The sequence below is a fragment of the Legionella pneumophila subsp. pneumophila str. Philadelphia 1 genome, assembly GCF_000008485.1.
Classification (GTDB): domain Bacteria; phylum Pseudomonadota; class Gammaproteobacteria; order Legionellales; family Legionellaceae; genus Legionella; species Legionella pneumophila.
Window position 1 is genome coordinate 2678572 of the sequence record NC_002942.5, and the last position, 25225, is coordinate 2703796.

Below are 25225 nucleotides of genomic sequence, written 5' to 3' on the forward strand. Positions count from 1 at the left end.
CAAAGCAAAGCGTGTCCACCGGGACAAAATTGGGCTATGATCGGTAGGCACGTCACTGGGTTCCTTTGTCCATCCTATATATCTGGTAAATTGGCTTTTAATCAATTCAAAAACGCTTATAGACATTCATGTCGAAAAAATAATAGCTAATATTATAATTTTTTTTGTTCACATCAAAAGCATCTTCAACTAGATAATATTACCAGGAATTAGCAGCAGATCCTGTATCTGAGAGAGATGTTTGTATACATAGATAAGATTTATCGCTTTTATTTATTCTCCACCACTCAGAAAAACGAAGAATTGGGATATCTGGTTTAACACTTGGATTCATCGAATAGTTTTTAGCTGTTGCTGTACTTATTTTTTATTTGCAATTATTAAATAAGGTTGGTCATCACACACTACCGCTCCATAGAGCTGACCATTAATTTCAGAATCGAAATGATTTCTACAACCTGGTTCATTATCTTTAGTGCTGCCAAACCCATCCAGTAAGGTCATGGTTATAGAATCATTGGCTGGCTTACTGTTTTTACATGATTGTAAAAATTCTACTGGGGCATAGCCAATACAATAGAGCTTATGAATATACAAATTAAAATTACAACAAATTTTTCCCTTAAATACATTACGTTTCTCCTGCTTCAAGCGCCTCTTTAGTGTACTTCCAAAATATAGTTTTATTGATGCCAGATGTTGAAATATAAGTATATTCAAAATACTTATTATTTTTTCCTCTTCTTTGTAATGGTGGTGGTTCAATTACAGAAAGAACATTATGATTTTTATTAGCAAGCTTAAATCTTGCTTTATATCTATAAGCATTTTCTCCATTTACCTTCAAATCAACCCCATCCCCAAAACATGCCCCATTTGAATAATCAGTTCCATCGTTTAGAACATTCCTGGGAGCTTTATACGCTAATTCTACCCCTGGGGAATCGATTCCACATAAGTTGCAAGCCCCATGATAATCTGAGCCAATGACCATTTCACCGGTTCTTGGATTATTGATGACGTATATTGCTTCAACAGGATAAGTTAATAGAGAAATACTATGCACTTTTTCGCTATATGCATTACTAGATAACAAGCTGAACAAAAATACCAGTACGAAAAAAACATCCATCATATGAAACCGCAAGGTATATGTTACGCCAGACGACTCCACCGCCCTATTCACCTCTTTTTTAGGTTCATAGATATAGCCGGTTTTACTTTCAGCCTGGAATACAAATTCACTGGTTTTATTTCGGCTTCTGCGTTCCATTAACACATAGACAAAATCAGACATAGGCAAGATGTATTTCTTGATTTTTGGGTCTATTCGCGCCTAATTTGAAATCATTTTGTTTAAATCAGATTGCAATATAAAATCTTTAAACAATTGATGTATATAAAGAACGCTTTTTTCTTTGTGACATACCATATAATACTCATTATCCACATTAAGCCAATCAGGTAATACCTTAACCAACGTTTTGTGTTTCAAAGCATCTGAACATAATCGGCAGTGCAGAAAACTCTTTGAAATATTCCCCTGGCTTGCCTTTTAATTTTTTAAATTTAGGAGTTTTTAACTTGCCTGCAGAGTCACTCATCAATAAATATCCTTTTTTGGAGATTACCTGAAAACATAAATCAATTTTAAATACTACCAATTTTCTCTATGACAAGTATTCTTGCAGCCCCTTTTGGATAAGCTACATGCTCACATCCTTCTTTCAAATAACATATGTCTCCACTATTTAATTCTTTTTGATTTTCTACACCACCCTCACGGTAGTGCATAATCACTTTTCCAGACAGCACAACAAAAACCTCATCCCCATCATTCTTATGCCAAATATATGGTTGATCTGCCCAATGAAGTCTAATGCTCGCATCAGATATTTGAGCAATATCTAATGCTTGCCATGGAAAATCGCCGTTAAATAATGATGATTTAATTATTTGCATATTACCTTACGCTTATTAAATTTTAGTGGTTTTAGATTCTGGCTAGCAGCCAGAACGAATAATCCTTTTTGCTCCAATTTCCTAACTCAATTATAATCACTTTCAACTTGTTCTTTCGATTCATGGCGTAGAGTTAATAGACCAGGCATGGGAAAAAGATCGACTGTTTTCTTAAGATACTTACCAGGTCGAACGTTAAGGTTAAGCGTTACAAAACTAATTAATTTTTTAATATACTCTAGATTTTGATGTTCATCTAATAAGTTGATCATCTACATCACCATTCATCCTCCAGAATTTTAATACTCATTATTAAAATTTCATTAAGAATTTTAAGAATACGCTAATTATTCATCGATAAAATGACACTTATCAATTCAATAAGATCAAAAATTATTCATATTGAAGCGATGAATTTATTAAATAATTGTAAAATAGGAGTTATCCATGCGTAGCAGAACAGAAAAATTAAGCAGTAAACGTTCGATCATCAATCATGAGCATTTAATCACTGATGAAGTCTGTATGATAGGAATTTATAGAGAAGGTGGTGACTTATCAATTTATGCTGAATCACCCGAAGGAATTGAACATTTCTCTATAAATCGAGGAAACAGTCTTGATATGGTGATATTACCACATACTTTAGTTGGAACTTGGAGGCATCATCAATTACTTCGTACGGTGGAGCAAGCAGCACAGATTCGAGCATTAAGAATAAGATCTCATGATTACATCGAACAATCAGTCACCCGAAAGGAACTTGAACAATTTAAAGAGGTATTTATGCTCGCATGCAAAGAGGAAATAAGCAATCAACCTGAAATTGAAGAGTATCTCCAAACCGCTTTGGGTAAGTTACATGGGGAACCAGAGATGACTTACAAACCAAAGTTCACAGAGCAATGCAGCATTCTCTAAAATTTTTATTAGAATAATCAGAGAAAAAGCTCGAGATTCAAAATCTTCGAGCTTTTTTAATATCCTTCATCAGTTCGATTAGTACCAGGCTTATTTGCAAACTGTATCGCTCTCAACTAACCTCAAACAAAAAGCCGTTAAAAATAGAGTCATTTAAAACCTATTAGGGTCCTATATACGGATGATGTTTTATGGATAAACTTAATCTCAATTTACTTCGCGCTCTGTATGCACTATTAACCTGCCGTCATCTAACACTTGCTAGCAAAAAAATGGGTATAAGCCAATCCTCAATGAGTATTTATTTGAAGCAACTGCGTGAGCATTTCCATGATGATTTGCTTGTACGTGGCCAAGGCAATATTATGCAATTAACTCCTTTAGCTAACTCGTTGATCGGTAAAGCCCGACAAGCCCTCTCACTGATTGAAACACTATTTAATACTATAGAGACCTTTAACCCCTTGATTTCAGAAAGAAGTTTCTCAATTGGCATGACTGATTTAATGTCTATTTTGTTGACTCCAAGTTTGATTAAACGATTGGAACAAGAGGCTCCAGGAGTCAAGCTAAATATAAAACATCCTAGTTATTTAAATACGGTGGAAGTGTTTGAGTCCGGTGATATTGATTTAATGATTGGTATGTTTGAGAGAGTCCCAGAAGGCTTAAAGCAACAAAAATTGTTTCAAGATGAAGCCGTCATTGTTGGGGGAAACAACCACCCAGGAATCCAAAAAGGGAAAATTTGCATTGAAGAACTATTTAAGTACCCATTAATTCAATTTTCATTAAGAGAAACTCCTTTTTACAATTATTTCGATCGCTATTTACGTCAACTGGGTCATGACAAACGAGTTTCTATTAGCTTAGGACAGGGGATCATGCCTTTATTGGTTCTTACTGACTCTCATTATCTTACATTAAGTATTCGAAAAGTAGCTGAAAAACTTTCCCATTTGATACCATTAAGTATTGCCTCTGTACCCTTTGAGGTTGACAGTTTTAATTGCTATCAATATTGGCACCAAAAAGATGATGCTGATCCTGGTCATCGTTGGTTACGGGAAATGATTCTCAGTATAGCTAAGAAATCTTATCTAAAATAATCAGTTAAAACCCACTCTACGAACTAGCTATAGATTGATATAAAACACATATATTTTAGATAATCACAGAAAAGTCTCTTTTAATAGACCATGAATCAGGACTGGTATTACTAGCAAATCGCAAATAATAAAAACTAAATGGCGATAAAATGCACCATGAAACCAACATTATAAATGTGTTCCCAGTGCACTAAACAGGGAAATTGAGGGTAGGGACAGGGCTAGGCCAATGACTTTTTTGTTATCCTCCAAAAATTTACCGCGGTAACAGTAATTTTATGAATTTAACATAAATAAATACGCTGAAAATTAGAAAGTCGAGTAAATTTACCGCCATAACAGTAATTTATGGCGAATTAATGCAAAAAAATGCAATAATAAATTTATTTTAATCATTTTTACTGCTATAACAGTAATATATAATTAATTTTTGGTGTTCCATGCCCACACACGAGATTGCCAATTTAATCCATTACTACCGTAAAAAAAGCGGCTTATCACAACAAGAGTTAGCCCACTTAGCAGGTGTTGGCAAGACAGTTATATATGATATTGAAAAAGGGAAAGAATCGGTGCGGTTGAACACCTTGCTAAAAGTATTAGATGTTTTGAATATCCAAATGAAATTTGAAACGCCTTTTCCTCAAACAACGGATAATAATTCATGAGAAAAGCATACGTATCAGTGAATGGCATCAAGGCTGGAATATTAGAAGAATTACAAAGTGGAAAATATCAATTCAGTTACTTTGATAATTATCACGGGGCACCTGTTTCTCTCACAATGCCGTTAACCAATAAGGTCTATGATTTTGATGTATTTCCCCCTTTTTTTTGAAGGGTTACTTCCTGAAGGCATTATGCTTGAAGCACTATTACGCAAATATAAAATCGATAAAAATGATTATTTTGGCCAATTGATAATAGTTGGCCAAGATGTCGTAGGCGCAGTGACTATTGAGGAAATAAGATGAAACGCTGCCCCATTACATATGAAAAAATCAGTGACCAAGAAAACTATTCACAACGTGGATTGCGCTTGCTTTCTCCTCAATTAAAAAACCTGAGCCCATTAGATTTAAGTGCTGATGAGCAGCGTCAGGAAGCAATTGCTCGAGTAGGAAAGATGTCTATTCAAGGTGTCCAAAAGAAACTAAGCACAAAACTAAAGATTAAAGAGGGATGTTTTGAAATCGTGGATCAAAATGGTGACTATATTTTAAAACCACAAAGTGATATTTATCCAGAATTGCCGGAAAACGAAGCCATTACCATGACCCTTGCAAAGACCATTGGCCTTGAATGGTTTAGTGTACTCTAAAGATAACAGTTTGACTTACTTCATTAAACGGTTTGATAGAATAGGCCATAATAAAAAATTAGCTTTAGAAGATTTTGCACAGCTATCGGGTGAAGATCGGCATACAAAATATAAAAGTTCTATGGAAAACGTGCTTGCAATCATAGAACAGTTTTGTACATTCCCCAAAATTGAATTCGTGAAATTATTTAAGTTGACATTGTTTAACTTCCTGGTCGGCAATGAAGACATGCACTTAAAAAATTTTTCCCTAATTACCAGAGATAGAAAAATTTCCATATCGCCAGCCTATGATTTACTTAACACTATTGCTCAAAAAAATACAAAAGAAGAAATCGCTTTACCCTTAAAGGGGAAAAAAAATAATTTGATAACGAATGATTTTCTTAAATACTTTGCCGTTGAAAAATTAGGATTAAATCAGAAGGTCATAGATGGGATCGTACAAGAGTTCCATCAAATAATAACTGAATGGCGAAAGCTGGTTGGCTTCAGTTTTTTATCTCAACAGATGCAGGAAAAATATCTCCAATTGCTAGAACAACGATGCAAGCGATTAAATTTTTGATTAACTGATATGATGTCTCTTCTTTCCCAAACATCAATTTAATTTTGTTTCCTATAATTGTATTTAGACTTTCTTGATCAATTCTCTGCTTTTTATTTTTTACTTTTAAGACTAATGGAAAAAAGTAAATGAAAATCAACTTAGACTTAAATGACTTATCAACTTATGACCAGAACCTACTTTTAAACGAGTTAAATAGTTCATTGGAAGGACTAAACAATTTCCAAGCGCAAAAACGGTTAACTCAATATGGTACGAATGAAATTCTAAGAAAACCCTATCATCTGATTATCCTTGAAGCAATCTCGCACTCAATTAATCCTTTAGTTGCCATCTTATTTTTTGCTGCTTTAATTTCAGCATTTACGGGAAATGTAGTTAATGCAGCGATAATAATTAGCATCATCATCATTAGCATTGGCCTGGATTATTTTCAAAGTCATCGCGCTCTTGTTGCAATTAAAATGTTACAAAAGAAAATAGCAACTACAGTAACAGTCTTACGTGAAAATCAATGGCTGGAGATACCTGCAAAAGAATTAGTTCCTGGTGATTTATTTCGATTATCCGCTGGTGATATGGTGCCTGCAGACTCAATACTATTAAAATCAAAAGACCTTCATATTCACCAAGCTGCACTTACCGGGGAATCAATGCCAGTTGAAAAGGAAGCAATCCCTCTAAAGACCAAACCTAAAAATCCTCTTGATGCACTCAACATCGTTTTTTCAGGCTCATCTGTTATTGGGGGTAGCGCAACAGCACTAGCAATTAATACAGGAAGTAATAGTTTATTTGGTCACATCGCAGAAAGCTTAAAGAAGAAACCACCACATACAGAATTTGAACAAGGTATGATGCGGTTCAGCACTTTTATCATGAAAATGGTATTTCTGTTAGTAATCTTTGTATTTTCAATCAACATATACATGCACAGACCATTGCTTGATTCCTTGTTGTTTGCTGTAGCGCTAGCCGTAGGTCTTACTCCTGAATTACTTCCCATGATCACGACAGTGACCTTAGCCTCTGGTGCCGTTCGCATGTCAAAGAAAAAGGTAATTATCAAAAATTTATCAGCGGTCCAAAACTTCGGGAGCATTGATATTTTATGTAGTGATAAAACAGGCACCCTGACAAGCGGAGAAATGAATTTAACAAAATACCTGGATTTTTCAGGAAAGCAATCGGAATTTGTAATGTTATTAGCCTACTTAAACAGCTTATACATAACAGAAATTAAGAGTCCCTTTAATATTGCAGTATTAAAAAAAGCAAGATTAAATCCATTAGATTTAGCAATCTTAAAACATGATCATCCCGATATTCAACCATACCATAAAGTAGATGAAATTCCTTTTGATTTTGAGCGCAGACGTTCAAGTGTCATTGTTAGCAAAAATGAGAATCACCTGTTCATTTGCAAAGGCGCACCTGAAAACATTATGAGCGTATGCTCCTATTATGATTTTGCAGGCGAAAGAGAACTGTTTACCGAAAAAGAACAAAAACAATGTGAATTGCTTTTCCAATCGTTAAGCAGCGAAGGTTATCGAGTCTTAGCTATTGCCTACAAACTAATGGATCGACAACTTAAATATACTCAAAGTGATGAAAAAGAAATGATCTTTGCGGGTTTTTTAGCCTTTACTGATCCCCTACTTGAAGATATCCCAAAAGTAATTAAAGACCTGCGTCAGGAAGGAATCAATATAAAAATCTTATCTGGTGATAATTTAATAGTTACTCAACACATCTGTCAAACAGTTGGTATGGATACAAGCCGTATTTTGACAGGGGAAGAAATTTCAAAAATTTCGGATGACGCACTTCCCTCACTAGCAGAAGGAATTGATATTTATGCTCGTATAAACCCTATGCAAAAACAGAGGATAATCTCTGCTTTAAAAAAAAGAGGGCATGTCGTGGGATATCTTGGAGATGGGATAAATGATGTACCATCTTTACATCACGCTGATGTGGGAATTTCAGTTGCTTCTGCTGTTGATATTGCTCGTGAAGCAGCAGATATTGTTTTGCTGGAACATCATCTAAAAGTATTATTAAACGGAATCATCGAAGGTCGTAAGTCGTTTAGAAACGTCATGAAATATCTCATGATGGGTACAAGCTCAAATTTTGGCAATATGATTAGTATGGCAGTTGCAGTCCTGTTTTTACCTTTTTTACCTATGCTACCCAGACAAATCCTATTAAACAATTTACTTTATGACATCTCACAAATAACGATACCCACTGATCATGTAGATCCAAGCTCGATACATCAATATAAGAGATTAGATATTAATATAATTCGCCAATTTATGTTCTACGTTGGGCCTATTAGCTCTGTATTTGATTTTTTAACATTTTTTGTCATGTTAAAAATATTTTCTGCTAATGAAGCTTTGTTCCAAACAGGTTGGTTTGTCGAATCTTTGGCAACACAAACTTTAGTTATTTTTATTATTCGCACGGCCAAAAAACCTTGGCAAAGTATGCCAAGTCTCCCTTTAACAGCTACTGTTCTACTGATAGTTATGGTGGGAATATGGTTACCATTTAGTCCATTTTCTGGATTATTTGGATTTGTGCCCTTGCCGCCATTGTATTTTCTTTTTTTGGTTACAGCGACTTTTACTTACTTATTTCTGGTTGAATTAATTAAAAAAAAGATAATGCGGAAATTATATTAGTCAAACAACATTATCATTCATTTGAAGGCTCAAAATGATTAAATGGATTTCTGGGTTTATAATTTTGGTTGTACTTATTATTATCATTGGTCATTTTAGTCAACTGCGAGTTTTTCTTGGTTTAATTGAGCAAAAGGATAAAAAATATATTTCATGGCCATTTGTTTTACTATTTCTAATTTAGAAACCATTATTTTCCAAATGAATACATTCTCTAAAAAAATCAAACCGTGCAAAATACATTCACTTAGACTTAATTTAGGAATATAATATGGAAAATAAAACAATGGCATTAAATTTTCTTAACCGCATTGAACGATGTCTTGTACCCCAATCAAATCCTCAAATAATGAAGCAATTATTATCAGCTCTTGGGCTTGATAAGCTAACTACTGGCAATGAAGAATATAAATTTTTTATCCAAACAATTAGAAAAAAAGCCATTGATCTGAATCCGTTAATTCACAAGATCAAATCAGATATTTTAAAAAATGAATCTTTATGTATTTTGCTTGCCTATATTGAAGAAAACGAATTAATTGATGACGCAGAAATCAAAAATGCATCTTTTACGATACAGCTCCAAATTAATTTATTATGCCTTTTAGAGGCAATAACCGTCACTATGGCCAATAGTAATGATTTTGCTCATGATATTTATAACCATATGATGAAGCAAAGAGGAAAAGGCGCTACAGGTAATCCTTTTTACAATTTTTTATTTGGAATACCTTCTCGTGCCACCTTATTTGAAAGATTAAAACTGATTTCCATAGATCCTGGTTTGACAAGCATTATATTTCATCGATTGATGGGTACAAATCCGGAAACTCAGGCTGATCTCGATGATTTCGTAAGTCAAAGTCGTTTATCTGGATGGAATGCTGATGTCGAACTGGCTAATTTTGATGTTGCATCAACGAGCACTTTACCTGCTATGGGAGTTAACATTTTAGAAGCCGTGTGGGAAGACTCAACAGGCCATAATAAAAATACCAGTGGTATTTTAAATGCACAAGCTGGCTTGGGATTAATTGGTATAATGGAAGAAAAAGAATACACCACTTCTTTTAAATTGGCTGAAACTACTTTGCCTCAGGGCACTAGACTTCATTCAGATTTAGGTTATTCATTGATACCTGAGTTAAAAGTTGATAACTCACCAAAGAAAGTATCTCAGTTTCATATCGATGAGCGATGGATGAATTTATACAATAGCTGGAATTTATGTTTTGTGATTGCAAATATTGATCCTGTATTCGTACCACTTAAATTGTTAATACCCAGTGTGTTTTCAGCAGAACCATCCAATTATAAAGAAACAAGAGTGCTCACCTTGTTTCTTGTTGCGAATCTCTTCTTAAACCAACAAACTCTTAATAACCCTCTATTTTCCAATAATTTTTCCTTTCGAAATGGAGATGCTATTATGAAAAAATGGGGTGAAATCAATAAAAATCATGCCAGTGAACTATTGCAACAATGTTGCGCGAAAGAATACAAAGAACCTGATACTCTATATAATAGTATACTTGGTGAGCACCCTCACTTAAACTTTGTGTTAAAACTTCTCTCTTATTTTCAGGATTCACATCAGTTTAGACTCACTAAAAAAGCAAAACAAAGTACACTGAGTGATTATTTATTTTTCTCAGGTAATGCCGCATCTGCGGATAATTCAGAGCAACTGAATTTAGCCTCTCAACCTTCTTTGAATAAGGTATAAAAATTTTATGCTTTCATCGCATTGAATAGGTAGTTGGAACCTGAGACTGGTTATAGCTAGTCTCCGTTAAAAAAATTTCCTTTTGGAATCGCTCATGAGGTAATGTGGCTATGAATTTTAAGCTGCTGTTTTCAAGATCAAATCAGCTTTCTCTGTCAGGAAATCATTGTTGTTGATTTACAAAACTGTCATCCAGGTCTATACCATTTAAAAAGAGTTCAATTAAGAAAATTTCAAGATGAATATTTTATCCTGTTTGAAAGGCTTTATTGCAACCGTTGATTGCAAAAGTTTTTCAAAGGCCGCACAAAAATTATATATATCCCCCTCTAAATTAAGCAAACAAATAACTTGGCTGGAGGAGGAATTAAAAGTTACCTTGTTGATACGCTCTACAACACGATTAATTGTGACTGAATCAGGCCATAGGTTGTATGAAAAGGCTTTAGATCTTTTCGAGCAATTAGAGGTAGTCAAGGTCATTGCAACGCCCGATCAGTTCGAATTAAATGGCATAATCAGGCTCTATCTTACTGTTACTCCGGCAATTCCCTACTTAACCTCATTAAGTATTCAATTTATGCGTAAATATCCCGGGATTGAAATAGATTTTATTGTTGGTTCGGATACAAAAGAGCTCTACTCCTCTACCTTTGATCTGGCTATTTCATTTGATGATGTCAAACATGCAAAACTGGTTTGCAAAAGATTATTTTCAATCCAGAGAAATGTCTTTGCTTCACCTGATTATATCACTCAATATGGGCTTCCTCAGACAATCGACGAACTACCAAAGCATAATTGTTTGATTAACACTCTCTATGGCCTGCAAAATAAATGGGTTTTTAACAAAAAAATCATTCATGTCTCGGGAAATTTTAAAAGCAATAATGCGGGTGTTTTAAAACAAGCTGCGGTTGCAGGCCTAGGACTTCTATTGGCTCCTTATTTTTCAGTTTATGAAGAAATAAAAAATGAAGCATTAATTCAGGTACTACCCCATAAATCTTCACCAGATATCAATCTTTATGCCATTTACCCAAAGTCTATAATGGATGAACAAAAAATTAATTTACTTTTGAACTTTTTTGTGAAAAGGCCTTGTCAGAAAACATTGCGACATCCTTTATTGATGAAAATAATTAAAGATGGATCAGTAATTTAATCTATTTTCTATTGCAAATTCAAAGAATTAGATTAATTTATCTAAGATTAAAGTGGCACTTATTGGAGGATAACCCCTCCTTTTGAGCAAAGATAAATTTAATGAGAGAGCCAACTCAATGCCCTCAACAAGAAACATTGAAACGCATAACGACTCCAATCCCACATTGCGAGCACTAAGCCTATCAGCCTTGGGCATAGTTTACGGAGATATTGGAACGAGCCCTCTTTATACTTTTAAGACGGTGATATTGCTGGCTGGAGGGGGAACTCCAGCCGTAAACACCATTATGGGTTCGGTATCATTGATTATATGGACTCTGATAATCATCGCATCTGTTAAATACATCCACTTTGCTTTACGGATTGACAACGATGGTGAGGGAGGGATTCTCGCGCTAATGTCCCTTTTGAGTTTAAAACTGAAGCAAAGGCCTTTCATTATCGCAGTTGGACTTATGGGGGCTGCTCTTATCTATGGAGATGGCACAATTACCCCAGCCATATCGGTGCTCTCTGCTGTAGAGGGACTTGAAATCCTTTCCCCATCACTTAAGTATTATGTTTTGCCTATTGCGATAACAATTCTGATAACACTTTTTGCGATTCAATCTAAAGGTACCGCAACTATTGGAAAGGCCTTTGGCCCAGTGATGGCATTTTGGTTTTTAACCATTGGTATTTTAGGGGCAAGAGGAGTTATCCAACACCCTTCTGTATTAGCGGCGATTAATCCCATCTATGGCCTAAGTTTTTTATTTTCAAATGGCGCCACAGGATTTTTTATTCTATGTGGGGTCTTTCTTTGCGTCACTGGTGCAGAGGCTTTATACGCCGACCTGGGACATTTTGGTACCGCCCCAATTCGCTGCGCCTGGTTTGGTCTGGCTTTTCCAAGCCTTATCTTTAACTATCTGGGACAAGCCGCTTTGGTTTTGGAAGGAGCATCCACGGAGCATAATATTTTTTATATGCTGTGCCCGGGTGATTTTTTATTACCGTTAATAATTCTGTCCACCGTCGCAACAATTATTGCCAGCCAAGCCATTATTACCGGAGCATTTTCCATGACAAGACAAGCAATGCAACTGGGTTGGCTGCCCAGATTACGAGTCACGCAAACGTCTTCAGAAGGTTATGGGCAAATTTATATAGGAGTCGTTAACTGGCTTTTAATGCTGGCTACCCTTGGGCTTACTATTGGATTTGGCAGTTCTGAAAAATTAGCCGCTGCCTATGGCATTGCTGTTTCAGCTACTATGCTTTGCACCACTCTGCTTTTATTTATTGCTCTGCATAAACTATGGAAATGGGATATTATCACATCAGGGCTTGTTGCTGGATTATTCATGATTGTCGATGCCTCTTTTTTTGCGGCTAATCTCACGAAATTCATCAATGGCGGATATATACCAATCACATTGGCAATCATAATCTATTCCATGATGTATATTTGGCATAAAGGCTATCAAACCATCGCAATCAAGCAAAAAGAAAAAAATATAACAGTCGCTTCCTTTCTGGACAGTATTCAAAAAGAGAGGGTAGTCCGTGTGCCTAAAACTGCTGTTTTTCTTACATCCAAAGAGCAGGATATTCCTCCAATCCTGGTTTGGCATGTCAAGAAAAATCATGTGTTGCAGGATAAGGTGATTATTTTAAAAATTAACAACTTGTCCATTCCCCGGTGTAAACCTGGTGATCGATTACAAATTGTAGAAACAGGAACAGGCATCTGGCATGCCGTAGCAAATTATGGCTTTATGGAACAACCTCATATTCCAAAATTATTAAAGAAATTAGAGGCTCAAGGCTATGACATCAATATCAAAGACATAACCTATTATATCGGTCATGAAACAATATTTGTCCGCAATGTCCGTCATACTCTGTCAAAATACATTAAAATTCTCTTCGTTTTTATGCATCGCAATGCCCTTCCCATGAGTAACTACTTTCATCTTCCGCCAGAATCAGTATTTGAAATAGGACGACAGATAGAAATTTAGTGAAAATAATTGATCCCACACATGGAAAACTCTGTGGGTGAGTGCTGTTTTATGGTCAGGATTGAATTTTGCACCTGGTCTTATAGCACATATGACAAATCAAGATTAAATCCTGGCTTTTGCTCTTTTGCAGATTATACCCAGGTCCCCTGAAAAAGATTATAAACATACCAAAAAAGTGACCTATAATTATAAAACAAATACTTTGGATGATAGAAATGGTTCAATTTGCCAAACCATCTATTGGCCCTCCGGCTGATTGTGGACGAATAAATCTCTTAATTGGACGTGAGTTAGGGCAATATCAAAATATCATACAAAAATGGATTGCTAATCTCGAAGACAACGCGAAACAAAGACCTTCTAATATTTCTGAATTTAAATTTGGAAAAACTTTAGGATATCTTTTACTTCAAAGCTTAAAGAAAGCAAATTTACATCCAGACAACTTCAGATCTTTTGGTTTCGACCCTTGGGAAGAACCTCATTATCAATCGGCACTAATCGCTGGAAAATATGTGATAACTCAAGATACGTACCGAATTTACTTTGATATACCAAAAATTGATCATTCAGATGAGGAAAAAATAAAGGCTAATCAAGACCATGCGCAGATACTTTATTTCACAACTATGACCAATGATGGCCTTATGGTTTTTACCTTTGAAGATAAAGTAGAAAATATCAATTCCAGATTATTTGTAGAACTAGCAAAAAACATAAAGATAAACTCAGAAGCATGGAGTCAATTAATACAGTTTACAGAAAAAAATCTTTTATATGAACAAGATGATATTTCATCAAAATTGCCGCAAGTATTTGGTTTGATATTATATGCAAGCATATCTCCAGAACACAGGGAAGATGTTTTTAATAACCTTTGCCCATTACTCTTAAAATCAAAAAACTTTGAATCAGAACATGTTCCCGAATTTCGTTCAATTACTACAAGACTGCTTAAAGATATTATTCCTGATTATGAAGCCAAAGTGATGGCCTTCCTGCATAAAAACAACAATCCAATGCGTTATAGCGAAAGGGACATTAGTGAGCAAGGAGCTCTTTTAGGTCTTTCAGATGAAAAAATTGACGTAGTACAAAACGAAATGAGAGAACGTAAAGCATTAGAAGTACAAAACAACAATCGATCACAAGCCATTGAACTAAAAAAAACTCTCATTGGTGCCGTAGATGAATACCTTAGATGGCGCAATAATGAAAGCAAAGAAACGGATTATCAAAAAAGCTCAGGTGCTTTTACCTGGCTGCGTCATTACACAGATTTTGGCAAAAACCGAGCCAATGATTTAAAAAATGAGCTTAATAAAGCACAAGATTTAAAGACCATGCTTGATGTTTTACAAAAACATTTCGCAAATAACTCCCGATTACATAATCATTCTCTTGATAGTTATCTATTAAGAGCAGTATACAAAGATTTTAATAAATTCAACTCAATATTTAATTTTGAACATCTTGCAATTAAAAATGATACCGATGCTAACCGTGAATGGCTAAGAGAAGAAATGTTGGGGATGGTAGCAAAAACGAACATGAATGTTACATTAGAAAAGTCAATAAATAGCAGACAAGAGAGCCCCACTCTGCCTAATAAAACAAAAGTACATATCAGTATCATGAAGATTCCTGCTAATGAACGGGAGGAAAATATTTTGGCGGTCCACACCGCGTTAAGAAATGATGAATTGCTGAGAAATCAAGATGGATCCGTTCCTGCTATCATAAAGGAAATACGAGATATTGTAGGGAAAATCGACCCTTCAGAAGAAGAAAACATAGCCAATGCGATTATTGAAATCAAAAGAACAATAGCAGACAACAGCGACAATAATTACAACGAGAATGCGCATGACATCATCAAAGCATTTGAGAATCCAAGTTGTTGTGATTTTAGAAAAATCCGCGCTGCCTTAACAACCAACCATGCAATCGATGAAATAATGAATCCGGTCAGAGTAGGAATGCAGTTGAACTAATTCAAGCTATTTTTCTACCCCTCAGTTACGCTCCGACCAAAACGGAGTTGTTCGGATTGATTAAAAGTTTGCTTAACTCGGAAACAGCCATGATTCGAAATAGGGTTATTTTGTCCAACATAGCCTGTTTGGTGGATTGTTTATGGTTTGCCATATCAATGCAGGAAGAAATACTCATTATGGTGATAATATCCTTTGGCAGATTGGTTATAAGCCCATCCTCTCTAGTCAGGTAATAACCAAGACAGTACACATTTCCATGATTTTAAGGTATGGTTATTCACTTACCTAATATGAAAAACATACATTACAAGGGCTGTGATCAATGACCATCTACTTTTTGTTTGGCAAAACTGGCTCGGGCAAAAGTTATATTGGAGAGCTGCTCAGACAGCTAAGCATCGTCCATATCGATGGTGATAACCACATCACCCAAAAAATGCGTGACTGTCTAATCGAAGATGAACAAATGACTCCTGAGATGATTGATGAATTTGTCGATGTCTTGATTGATGTTATCAAGACACAAAAAACTAAAACACCGAACGAGAGTTTTGTTATTTCACAAGCCATGTATCTCGACAAGCACCGTCTCAAGCTATTAAACGCCATACCCGAGCTCGAATTTGTAATGATTGATGTCATTCCTGTACTGCGGGCAAGCCGCATCACCAATCGATTTCGCAACCAGGAAAGCAAAGTAAGCCTGCGCTATGCCACCAGGATGGATGCATTTTTTGAGTATCCTTCACATGAAACAATACGGCTTGAAAACAATCAAAGCTCAGATGAAACGCTTATAGAGCAAATCCGTGAAAAAATGCCGGCACTGTTTAACATGGAATCAAAAGAAGAATTAAACTCAGGCATACAGCTTCAGTTTGCATAGCTTGAGAGCCATATCCAGATATTGTTGAAATAACGAACGCATGCAGCAACCGTCTTGAAGCCAGAACTTAAGAAGGTTGCCACTTGCTAGTTGAGATTAGAGAATTTGAGCCTTTTAAAAAAGATACTGTAAACCAAGAGCGACAGTATAGTGTTTATTGGATAGCCCTGCTGAATCACCAAAATAACTGCGCTCACCCGTGTCATTGTCAATGATTTCAGTATCCGCTCTCCCATTAGGATAATGATTGTAAGAAGCCTCAACAAAAATTTTCGTATTAGGTTTCAAAAAGTAGCCAGAATGAATCGTTGCCGCATAATATCTGGAGCTATTTCCCCGCTCATTGAATGTTAAGTTACGGGCATAATGCTCATCATGATCTCGAGCTGAAACCCAATCACTAAATTTTAAAACACCACTAAACTCAAAATTATTAATAAAATACCTCCCTGCCAAACCAACATAAGGAGTTCTAAATTTTTGTTGGTATCCTATTCCAGGTTGATCTCCTGGAAAACAACCGGCATAGAGCCCTCCGTTATATTGGTAACAACCTCCGGTAGCTTTCCAGTCAAAGGAATTCCATTGATAACCAGTAGCCAGGCCTAACTTGTAATTTTGTTTTTGCATCAACCAAGCCCTTAAGCTCATATCTAACTCATTTGCATAATTGAGATGCGTATCTTCATGATGAGACCAGTGAGTCCAGGTATCTTGATAAGGATTGAGCCAATCATAATCATCCATAGCAGCTTTATTTTTTACCAAAGTTGTCCAGCCTTGACCATTCATGCTAAGCCAATCCAGGACATCATAATTTAATTCCCCTTTTATTATCGGAGCATTTTTTATGCGCCAATCCAGCTGGCTTAACTTAGTGTCTGTCTCTGGATGGTAAACATATTCATGAGCTTTACCTGACAGAATGCCTAGAGAAGCACTTAATGACAAACCATTAAATTCGTAATCCGCAGCATAAGTAGAGAATGAGAAAAGAAAGGATAAAGAGACTGGAGCCAACAAAACTATTTTATTTTTCATATTTTTTCCTAGTTAAGGCTGGCAATCCTTGCAGCAAAGTGACTTTAAAAAACCAATCGCATTATTGTGATCCAAAATGATCTTGTCAAGATCAACATTGAATAATATTAATCATTAAGGATTCTAATCAAGCAATGTCATATCGCTCAATTGAGAAAGCAGGAGCAGTTATAGTAGTGCGTGTATTTTGGGCAACCATGTTTTGAGTGTGGGCACTGGGCTTTCTGGACAATAGGGCAAAACCAAATACAAGCAAGCTGAAAACTAATAAATACAACAAATCCCAATACTGGGGAAGGATATGCTTACCACCATAATTACCAAGAAATGAGAAAATACCAAGTCCAAAAAGATAGAATATAAACCACAGTGCTTGTTTGCTATCAATCTCCCGATGTGTATTTTTCATAAGACAATAGAGGAAAGAACAAACTACTCCCAGAATAGTGATCACCAATAACTTTCGTACGCTATGGAAACCTGCCCAATAAACACCGACTGTACAAACATAAAATCCGAGAAAGCCAATAAGGTTACTCCCCTGCAAACGAAAAGGACGCTTATAGTGCGGTAATTGCTGACGTAAGCAAACCAGTGCTACAGGCCCTATGGAATAGCTAATCATTAATATTGCCACAAGAAAAGCTGACATTTCTTGCCATCCGTGCAACACGAGCGACATGGTGGCAGCGAGTAAGAAATTTACGCCTAAACTAACCCAAGGAACTTGATACCTGTTTTGTTTTGTAAGAATTACAGGTGTAGGAACAACTGAGCCCATACTACTTAGCATGTGAGCTGCTGTGGTTGAATAAACAAGACCAGTGGAATAAGGTGATATAAAAGCATCGGCGTACAATAAAATACTCAACCAAAGCATACCGGCCAGTGCAGCGAGAGCAGCAAATGGTCCTGCATCACCAGTAAAAGACAAATTCACCCACCCTTTTTCCAGCGCTTGTTCGCTAACACTCCCAATAAAGGACCATTGCAAACCAGTGTAAAGCAGTGTCACGAACACTAATGAACCACCCAAAATCAGAGGTATGTATTGTCCTGGTTTCTCCAATTCACCCATCATGATAACCACTTGTCGAAACCCTAAAAGTGAAAAAAGCACACCTCCGCTTGACATTGCTGCCATAACGCCCTGCCAGCCATAAGGCATAAAACCACCGTGCTGAAAAAAATTACCCGGGTGATAACTCATGGTTACCAAGCTTGCGATAGTAAGAATAGGGATTATTATCTTCCAGATAGTAAATGCGGCATTAATGCGGGCAAACAAACCAATACCAAAATAATTAAACAAAATAAAACTCATTAATACAAGCAGCGACAACATATAACCTGTTGGCGTATTTCGATAGTGCAAAGCGTCATGAGATACCAGATCTGGAATGTAATTACTAGCATATTGAATGACACCTTGCGTTTCAATCACTGGCAAAATGGCCAGGGAAAACCAAGTCATGACATTCATGATAATGCCAGTCAAACGTCCATGGGTATATAAAGGCAAGCAAGCCAGGCTGTCGGACTGTGGAAACATCGTACCTAATTCAGCGTAAGATAAAGCAACAAACAGAAGTAAAAAACCTGCCAGTGGCCAAGCGATAATGGCAGCAGGACCAGCAAAATGAGCAGAATATAAAGAACCAAATAACCAGCCTGAGCCTACCATGCTGGTAATTGAAATCCAAAGTAAACTCAAAGCACTTAAATTTTTATTCATCTGATTTTCACATGTCCTTATGATTTTGATGCAGGCAAACAATTCACCAGTCAGCAGAGCGAAATCATTATATTTTTGCATTGTAAACAGAAATATCATGACTACCAACCCTATAAGAGTCAAGTTTAACCAGGTATGTTATAAATACCTTCCTGCATCAGGAAAAATGAAAAACAAGAACTTGCAGCAGTGATTTTCTTTGCTATGGATTCAGCATTTTTCACTCTGCAATCTCTCGCTTGATAGTATCCTTGCTTCGATTGCTTAGCTGCCCTCCCTTAAGCTATAGTTAGGTCTCTAGTGAATTATGATCTGCGACCAGGAGTGTCTATGGATGGAAAAGTTGGGAGTACAACAACCGGGTGTCCGGTGATACATGGCGGTATGACGTCTACAGGAACATCCAACACGGCATGGTGGCCAAATGCCTTGAACCTGGATATATTGCATCAGCATGACACCAAGACAAATCCAATGGAAAAAGATTTCAACTACCGTGAAGAAGTCAAAAAACTGGATTTTGAGGCACTCAAAAAAGATTTGCATGCTTTAATGACTGACAGTCAGGCGTGGTGGCCTGCTGATTGGGGACACTACGGTGGTCTAATGATTCGCATGTCCTGGCATGCTGCTGGTTCCTATCGCGTGGCTGATGGGCGTGGCGGTGCAGGTACTGGCAATCAGCGTTTCGCTCCATTGAATTCCTGGCCTGACAATGTGAACCTGGATAAAGCACGTCGCTTGTTATGGCCGATCAAGAAAAAATACGGCAACAAAATCAGTTGGGCAGACTTGATTGTCCTGGCCGGTACTATCGCTTATGAGTCAATGGGACTTAAAACATTCGGTTTTGGTTTTGGCCGTGAAGACATTTGGCATCCTGAAAAAGATGTTTACTGGGGTTCAGAACAAGAATGGTTGGGCGCCAAGCGTTACGATGGCAAAAGCCGCGAGTCTCTGGAAAACCCGCTGGCGGCAGTACAAATGGGATTAATTTATGTAAATCCCGAAGGAGTGAATGGACAACCTGATCCGCTTCGCACAGCGCAGGATGTTCGTGTAACCTTCGGACGGATGGCAATGAACGACGAGGAAACCGTTGCTCTGACTGCCGGAGGACATACTGTTGGCAAATGTCATGGCAATGGCAATGCAAAACTTTTGGGCCCCAATCCTGAAGCCGCTAATGTTGAGGACCAAGGGCTTGGCTGGATTAACAAAACCACCAGAGGCATAGGCCGTAATACTGTTTCAAGCGGCATTGAAGGCGCATGGACAACACACCCTACCCAGTGGGACAATGGCTACTTCTATTTATTGCTGAATTACGATTGGGAACTGAAAAAAAGCCCCGCCGGTGCCTGGCAATGGGAGCCCATCCATATTAAGGAAGAAGATAAACCAGTAGATGTTGAAGACCCTGCCATCCGGCACAACCCGATCATGACTGATGCTGACATGGCAATGAAAATGGATCCCGTTTATCGTAAAATTGCAGAGCGCTTTTACCAAGATCCCGACTATTTTGCAGAAGTTTTCGCTCGAGCCTGGTTCAAACTGACTCATCGCGATATGGGGCCGAAGACGCGCTACATTGGCCCTGATGTTCCTAAAGAAGATTTAATTTGGCAAGATCCGGTGCCTGCTGGTAACAGGGCATATGATATTGCTGCCGCCAAAGCAAAAATTGCGGCCAGCAATCTGACCATCGGTGAAATGGTTTCTACTGCATGGGACAGCGCGCGCACTTTCCGCGGCTCAGATAAGCGCGGTGGTGCGAACGGAGCACGTATACGACTAAAGCCACAAAAAGACTGGGAAGGCAATGAGCCACAACGCCTGACTAAAGTCTTGCAAATTCTTGAAGACATCGCTACTGATACAGGCGCAAGCGTGGCAGATGTGATTATACTTGCCGGAAATGTCGGTATCGAGAAGGCTGCCAAGGCAGCTGGCTTTGACATTATCGTTCCCTTTGCTCCTGGCCGTGGGGATGCAACCGATGACATGACGGATGCAGAATCCTTTGACGTTCTGGAACCGCTTCATGATGGCTATCGCAACTGGCTTAAGAAGACATATGATGTCCGTCCTGAAGAGCTCATGCTAGATCGCACTCAGCTCATGGGACTGACAGCCCATGAGATGACAGTCCTTGTTGGGGGTCTGCGCGTGTTGGGTACTAATCACAACAATACCCAATATGGCGTATTCACTGATCGCGTTGGTGCCCTGACTAATGACTTTTTTGTCAACTTGACCGATATGGCCAATGTATGGATACCAAGCAAAGACAATTTGTACGAAATTCGAGACCGTAAAGCGGGTAACATCAAGTGGACAGCGACTCGTGTAGATCTGGTTTTTGGCTCTAATTCGATTCTGCGCTCCTATGCTGAAGTCTATGCCCAGGATGATAACAAGGGAAAATTCATACAGGACTTTGTTGCAGCATGGACAAAGGTTATGAATGCTGATCGCTTTGATTTGGCATAATCCTTTGCAAGTTGTCATACCATAGATAATCATAGTAGAAATAGTTCCGATTATGTTTAGCTTTGATTGCCTTTCATCGCATCAAAACTAAACATAGCGTACTACCATAAAATGTTGTTTCAAAAGCGAACATTTATGATGGTTTGCATTAGGCCTGATTAACCTAACTTGTCTCTTTTGTTTTATTTCTGCGTTGCAAACGTTTCTGTAAGTCTCATCTACTGCATGTAAACCCCAATCTTCAAAACGCTTGCGCCCTGCCCTAAAACAAAATGATCAGATCATGCAAGAGGTCTATTTATATTATGTCTCAGCACAAACGACATGCTTCAGCATTTATATCACTGATGGGTTGAGTTACTCTTGGGATGAAAATTGTTAAGAACCATATGGATTAACAAATTAACATCACGGATATTAAAAGTTTCATCCATATCCAGAATATTATTATCTTGAAAAATTATGTGATTTCCATCAAATTTTACTTTAATTCTTCGGTGCCTGTTTTCACCTTCTTCAACTTCAGGTATTTCTATTTCAATTCTTTTGCTAAATGGATTACCGTCCAGATCAATATCTTCTTTATAGTAAGTGATAATTTTTGATTGTTTTTCATAATAATCGAGCGGTCTCTCTGAAGCAAATCCCCAAGGAATAGGGTAGTGAGATTCGGTAATAATTTCTGTATCAATACCGTCTATCTCTTTTTTTCCACATAAATATATTGGCTGGATTTTTGTGTTAGATCACTGTTTTTCGTACCATAAACTAATAAATTAATTCGTGCTTTTTTCTTGAATCAACCACAGGGCAGGAAGAGTCAACAAAGCCATCACCATCAAATAAATAGAAAATGCAAAATGGATGAAAGCATAACTTAATAGCAAAATAATGAGTGGTGCTGTGCCTCCAAATAGGGAATTAGACAAGTTAAAAAATAAAGTAAAGCCACTGGCCCGCTCTTCCTGTGGTAATTGTTCAAGGCTGGCGGTAAATGCACTTCCAATAAAAAAAGAGATAATGACAGCCAAAACACTGCAGGCGACAGTAATTTGTAATAAAGTACCTGTATTGATCAAATAATTTATTACCAAAACCGTACATAAAGTTGCAATTAAACTCACCGCCAAGGGAAAGCGTCTGCCTAAAATATCAGAGGTGAAACCTGATAATAAGAGACCCATGCTATAACAAATCATCCCTATGATAATAACATCCATCGCTGTAGTTAATGGCAACTCCTGCTGTTGCAGGTATGAAGGCATATAAACAAAAAATGTATAAAAGCTACTGTTGCAATAAATTGCCAAAAGAAAAATAGCAGCAATTGCTTTTTTCCGATAATGCCAGGCATTTAATATGGGATGAGATTGTCTTTGAGCAACTACTTTTGCAAAATCGGTTAATTCTCTGGTTTGACTTCGCAAATAAAGTCCGGCAAAACCTACGAATATTCCTATTAAAAATGGGAAGCGCCAGAAGGAATCGAGATGCTGTTTGGAAAAAAACAGCATGGTTATTTTGCTGACTATTATTGCAAGCAACAGCCCACAAATCGAACCCAAGGTGACAAAGCTGACTGCTAAACCTTTATGGCGCATGCTCACATTTTCATAAATGTAAATACTGGCTAAGGTCATTTCCCCTGCCACAGAAACCCCTTGAGTTAATCGACAGAACGTGAGCAAAATTGGAGCAAAAATACCGGCTTCTTGGTAAGTAGGTAATAAACCAATAAAACCTGATGAAAAAGTCATGACCATAAGAGTTATGGTCAATGTTTTTTTGCGACCAATTTGGTCACCCAGATTCCCTAACCAATAAGCAGAGAATGGCCGAACAAGGAAACCTGCCGCGAAAATACCAAATGTTGCGATGAGAGCAGTGTGTTTATCGGTAGTGGGGAAAAAAAGCGGCGCCAAAATAGGCGCCATAAACCCATAAATGGCATAGTCGTACATTTCAAACAAGGTACCAAAAGAGGCTGCCGCAATAATCCTTTTATCCATATCCAATCTGTTGTTTTTGTTTTACGGGTAAGTGGTACAGCCTACTTTAACTCAATTGATTTCTGCTCTTGCTTCTCTGTCTCCACCTCCTCTATGACAGGTGTACTACGACTAAAGAAACCAGCTATACTAGGTCTTGATGGTAACACAGACACAATCAATTGTCTTAGTGAAACTGTTTCAGACTCAAGAGGTCTGGGTAATTCGTCAAGAGAAAGTTTTTGCGGGTGACTTGCAATATAGTCATTACTGTCTTCGAGGTATTTACAAATAAATGATTCATAAACCCCCAGACCTGTATCATACTTTAGCAAATACAAATCAGCCAAATGCGTGTCCAGTTGTCCATCACTGTTTCTGCCATATTTGGTCTCAAGAAATGTTATTCCTTGTTCGCTTAATGAGGCCCAATGCCACTGTTTATAGATATCTCTTTTAATACGATACTCTTCAGGACAGGGATCAACGAAATGTTCAAGTTGAGAATTGGATTCAATGCTTTCTGCAAGCGTTGCATGCCCTGCCCCTAAGGTAAGATCACCTGTATGATTGACATGAATTTGGTAGGGTGTGTCCTGGCCATAGCCCTCTCCTGGACGAATATCCCAACCCGTGTAACGAAGCAGAGGACGAACTGTATAACGCAGAGTAGAGAACGCACCCAGATTTCCTTCTACAGCAGCTTGAAAAGTGGAAAAGGTATTATTCAGAATGCATCTTACTGTTACATTGGATTGCAGTTTGAATTGATCACTGACTTTTTTTGCCACTGCAGCACCAAAGGAGTCGCCTTGAAAAAGGATATCATCAATTGATATGCCTTTTTCAAGCAAGGTATTGGCCAGCGCTATTCCAGTGTTAACCATATCATTGACTTCTAACACTTCACCGCCCAGTTTTCTCATGCCCGGGTATTCAAAGGCGTAATAATGCGCTCCCGTTATTTGAACAGCTTTTGCTATATCAATCAGGCAATCTTGATATTGTGTTCCTATTCCAGTGAAATAAATCACATGTTTTCCCTTCCCGACAGCTTTGAACTTCTCATTAGGTGTGGAGCTTGATTGATTAGAATTATTCTGAAAGCCTATCACCTCGGTCATACAGGTTTTTTGGTTGGCTAAAGTCACCTCGATTTCAAAGCGCTGAAAGTCTATACCGGATAATTGTTCATGGTAGGGAGAATCCTCTTGACGTATTGCTTCTACAAAAGAGGCAAAACGTTCTTCAAGTGACATCTCTGAATTACCGAAACCATTTTTGACATACCAGTCCTCTCTATTGGGAGGAAAGGTTCTTAAAGCTATTTGTCTTTGCAACCAGATTTGTATACTTGAATTCGGCATAACACCCCCTTTTTTTTGATCAATAAGTGTGCATACAATTTGCTAATGAGTCAACATTTCTTTGCGCATCTTTATTAGAGATAATTCTTATTTTCAGCACAGCACCGATTTGCACCCGATTGCAACAAAACAAACTCACTTTAACCCTGCGCTTATAAGAAATTTGTATAGACAATATACAAACGATTGATTTCAATAATGAACAACTGGTTGATATTATCCTCGTTTTGATCAAA

Annotated in this window: 21 protein-coding genes and 1 pseudogene; 13 read left to right on the top strand and 9 right to left on the bottom strand. The window is 37.4% G+C overall.

Features of this window, described 5'->3' with window-relative positions:
• Positions 1-360: 360 nt before the first annotated feature.
• The 4 genes from LPG_RS15385 to LPG_RS11955 all read right to left on the bottom strand — a co-directional run bounded on the left by LPG_RS15385 (position 361) and on the right by LPG_RS11955 (position 1962).
• The gene (locus LPG_RS15385) at positions 361-651 is read right to left on the bottom strand and encodes a hypothetical protein (RefSeq protein WP_223804318.1); all 291 of its coding nucleotides are present in this window, start codon (positions 649-651) and stop codon (positions 361-363) included.
• A complete protein-coding gene (locus LPG_RS11950) occupies positions 632-1297 on the bottom strand; it encodes a hypothetical protein (protein WP_015444114.1) in 666 nt (221 codons plus the stop codon). Before LPG_RS11950 ends, LPG_RS15385 begins: the two co-directional genes overlap by 20 nt.
• Before the next feature lie 175 nt (positions 1298-1472).
• A complete protein-coding gene (locus LPG_RS15430) occupies positions 1473-1604 on the bottom strand; it encodes a hypothetical protein (protein WP_015444112.1) in 132 nt (43 codons plus the stop codon).
• 46 nt (positions 1605-1650) lie between these two features.
• Positions 1651-1962: a mannose-6-phosphate isomerase gene (locus LPG_RS11955; protein ID WP_010948078.1), complete on the bottom strand. Its 312-nt coding sequence runs from the start codon at positions 1960-1962 to the stop codon at positions 1651-1653.
• A 447-nt stretch (positions 1963-2409) separates the two neighbouring features.
• Here LPG_RS11955 and LPG_RS11960 point away from each other — a divergent pair, with 447 nt between their 5' ends.
• The 11 genes and pseudogenes from LPG_RS11960 (at position 2410) to LPG_RS12005 (ending at position 15473) form a co-directional block, all read left to right on the top strand.
• On the top strand, positions 2410-2883 hold the full coding sequence (locus LPG_RS11960; RefSeq protein ID WP_010948079.1) for a hypothetical protein: 474 nt from the start codon (positions 2410-2412) through the stop codon (positions 2881-2883).
• Positions 2884-3074: 191 nt separating this feature from the next.
• Positions 3075-3992: a LysR family transcriptional regulator gene (locus LPG_RS11965; RefSeq protein ID WP_010948080.1), complete on the top strand. Its 918-nt coding sequence runs from the start codon at positions 3075-3077 to the stop codon at positions 3990-3992.
• A 440-nt stretch (positions 3993-4432) separates the two neighbouring features.
• Positions 4433-4660 carry a helix-turn-helix transcriptional regulator gene (locus tag LPG_RS11970; RefSeq protein ID WP_010948081.1) on the top strand — a complete coding sequence of 76 codons (228 nt, stop codon included), beginning with the start codon at positions 4433-4435 and terminating at the stop codon, positions 4658-4660.
• Entirely contained in the window at positions 4657-4830 is a 174-nt protein-coding gene (locus LPG_RS15435; RefSeq protein WP_010948082.1) for a HipA N-terminal domain-containing protein, read from the top strand. Before LPG_RS11970 ends, LPG_RS15435 begins: the two co-directional genes overlap by 4 nt.
• A gap of 22 nt (positions 4831-4852) precedes the next feature.
• Positions 4853-4966, top strand: a complete 114-nt coding sequence (locus tag LPG_RS15440) for a HipA N-terminal domain-containing protein (RefSeq protein WP_072364031.1) — start codon at positions 4853-4855, stop codon at positions 4964-4966.
• Positions 4963-5881 (top strand): annotated as a pseudogene (locus LPG_RS11980) (HipA domain-containing protein). The gene LPG_RS15440 and the pseudogene LPG_RS11980 overlap by 4 nt, the downstream one beginning before the upstream one ends.
• A gap of 128 nt (positions 5882-6009) precedes the next feature.
• Positions 6010-8577 (top strand): magnesium-translocating P-type ATPase, encoded by a 2568-nt coding sequence (mgtA, locus tag LPG_RS11985; RefSeq protein ID WP_010948085.1) that lies wholly within the window; start codon positions 6010-6012, stop codon positions 8575-8577.
• 271 nt (positions 8578-8848) lie between these two features.
• Positions 8849-10303 (top strand): lpg2382 family Dot/Icm T4SS effector, encoded by a 1455-nt coding sequence (locus LPG_RS11990; RefSeq protein WP_010948086.1) that lies wholly within the window; start codon positions 8849-8851, stop codon positions 10301-10303.
• A gap of 238 nt (positions 10304-10541) precedes the next feature.
• On the top strand, positions 10542-11468 hold the full coding sequence (locus tag LPG_RS11995; RefSeq protein ID WP_010948087.1) for a LysR family transcriptional regulator: 927 nt from the start codon (positions 10542-10544) through the stop codon (positions 11466-11468).
• A gap of 118 nt (positions 11469-11586) precedes the next feature.
• On the top strand, positions 11587-13476 hold the full coding sequence (locus LPG_RS12000) for a potassium transporter Kup (RefSeq protein WP_016357009.1): 1890 nt from the start codon (positions 11587-11589) through the stop codon (positions 13474-13476).
• A gap of 218 nt (positions 13477-13694) precedes the next feature.
• Complete coding sequence (locus LPG_RS12005) at positions 13695-15473, top strand: hypothetical protein (RefSeq protein WP_015444106.1); 1779 nt, start codon at positions 13695-13697, stop codon at positions 15471-15473.
• Between the two features lie 25 nt (positions 15474-15498).
• Here the strand turns inward: LPG_RS12005 and LPG_RS12010 are convergent, their stop codons facing one another.
• Positions 15499-15651 (bottom strand): hypothetical protein, encoded by a 153-nt coding sequence (locus LPG_RS12010; protein ID WP_015444105.1) that lies wholly within the window; start codon positions 15649-15651, stop codon positions 15499-15501.
• Between the two features lie 147 nt (positions 15652-15798).
• On the opposite strand from LPG_RS12010, the gene LPG_RS12015 reads away from it, so the two are divergent.
• Positions 15799-16362 carry a hypothetical protein gene (locus LPG_RS12015; RefSeq protein WP_010948090.1) on the top strand — a complete coding sequence of 188 codons (564 nt, stop codon included), beginning with the start codon at positions 15799-15801 and terminating at the stop codon, positions 16360-16362.
• Between the two features lie 114 nt (positions 16363-16476).
• Here the strand turns inward: LPG_RS12015 and leo are convergent, their stop codons facing one another.
• Complete coding sequence (gene leo / locus LPG_RS12020) at positions 16477-17403, bottom strand: omptin family outer membrane protease Leo (RefSeq protein WP_010948091.1); 927 nt, start codon at positions 17401-17403, stop codon at positions 16477-16479.
• A 127-nt stretch (positions 17404-17530) separates the two neighbouring features.
• Positions 17531-19138, bottom strand: a complete 1608-nt coding sequence (locus tag LPG_RS12025) for an APC family permease (RefSeq protein ID WP_015444103.1) — start codon at positions 19136-19138, stop codon at positions 17531-17533.
• Between the two features lie 330 nt (positions 19139-19468).
• Here LPG_RS12025 and katG point away from each other — a divergent pair, with 330 nt between their 5' ends.
• Complete coding sequence (gene katG, locus LPG_RS12030; RefSeq protein ID WP_015444101.1) at positions 19469-21634, top strand: catalase/peroxidase HPI; 2166 nt, start codon at positions 19469-19471, stop codon at positions 21632-21634.
• A gap of 776 nt (positions 21635-22410) precedes the next feature.
• On the opposite strand, the gene LPG_RS12035 is transcribed toward katG, so the two are convergent.
• The gene (locus LPG_RS12035) at positions 22411-23643 is read right to left on the bottom strand and encodes an MFS transporter (RefSeq protein ID WP_015444100.1); all 1233 of its coding nucleotides are present in this window, start codon (positions 23641-23643) and stop codon (positions 22411-22413) included.
• Between the two features lie 41 nt (positions 23644-23684).
• Positions 23685-24989 carry a Dot/Icm T4SS effector SdbC gene (sdbC, locus tag LPG_RS12040; RefSeq protein ID WP_010948095.1) on the bottom strand — a complete coding sequence of 435 codons (1305 nt, stop codon included), beginning with the start codon at positions 24987-24989 and terminating at the stop codon, positions 23685-23687.
• Positions 24990-25225 lie beyond the last annotated feature (236 nt).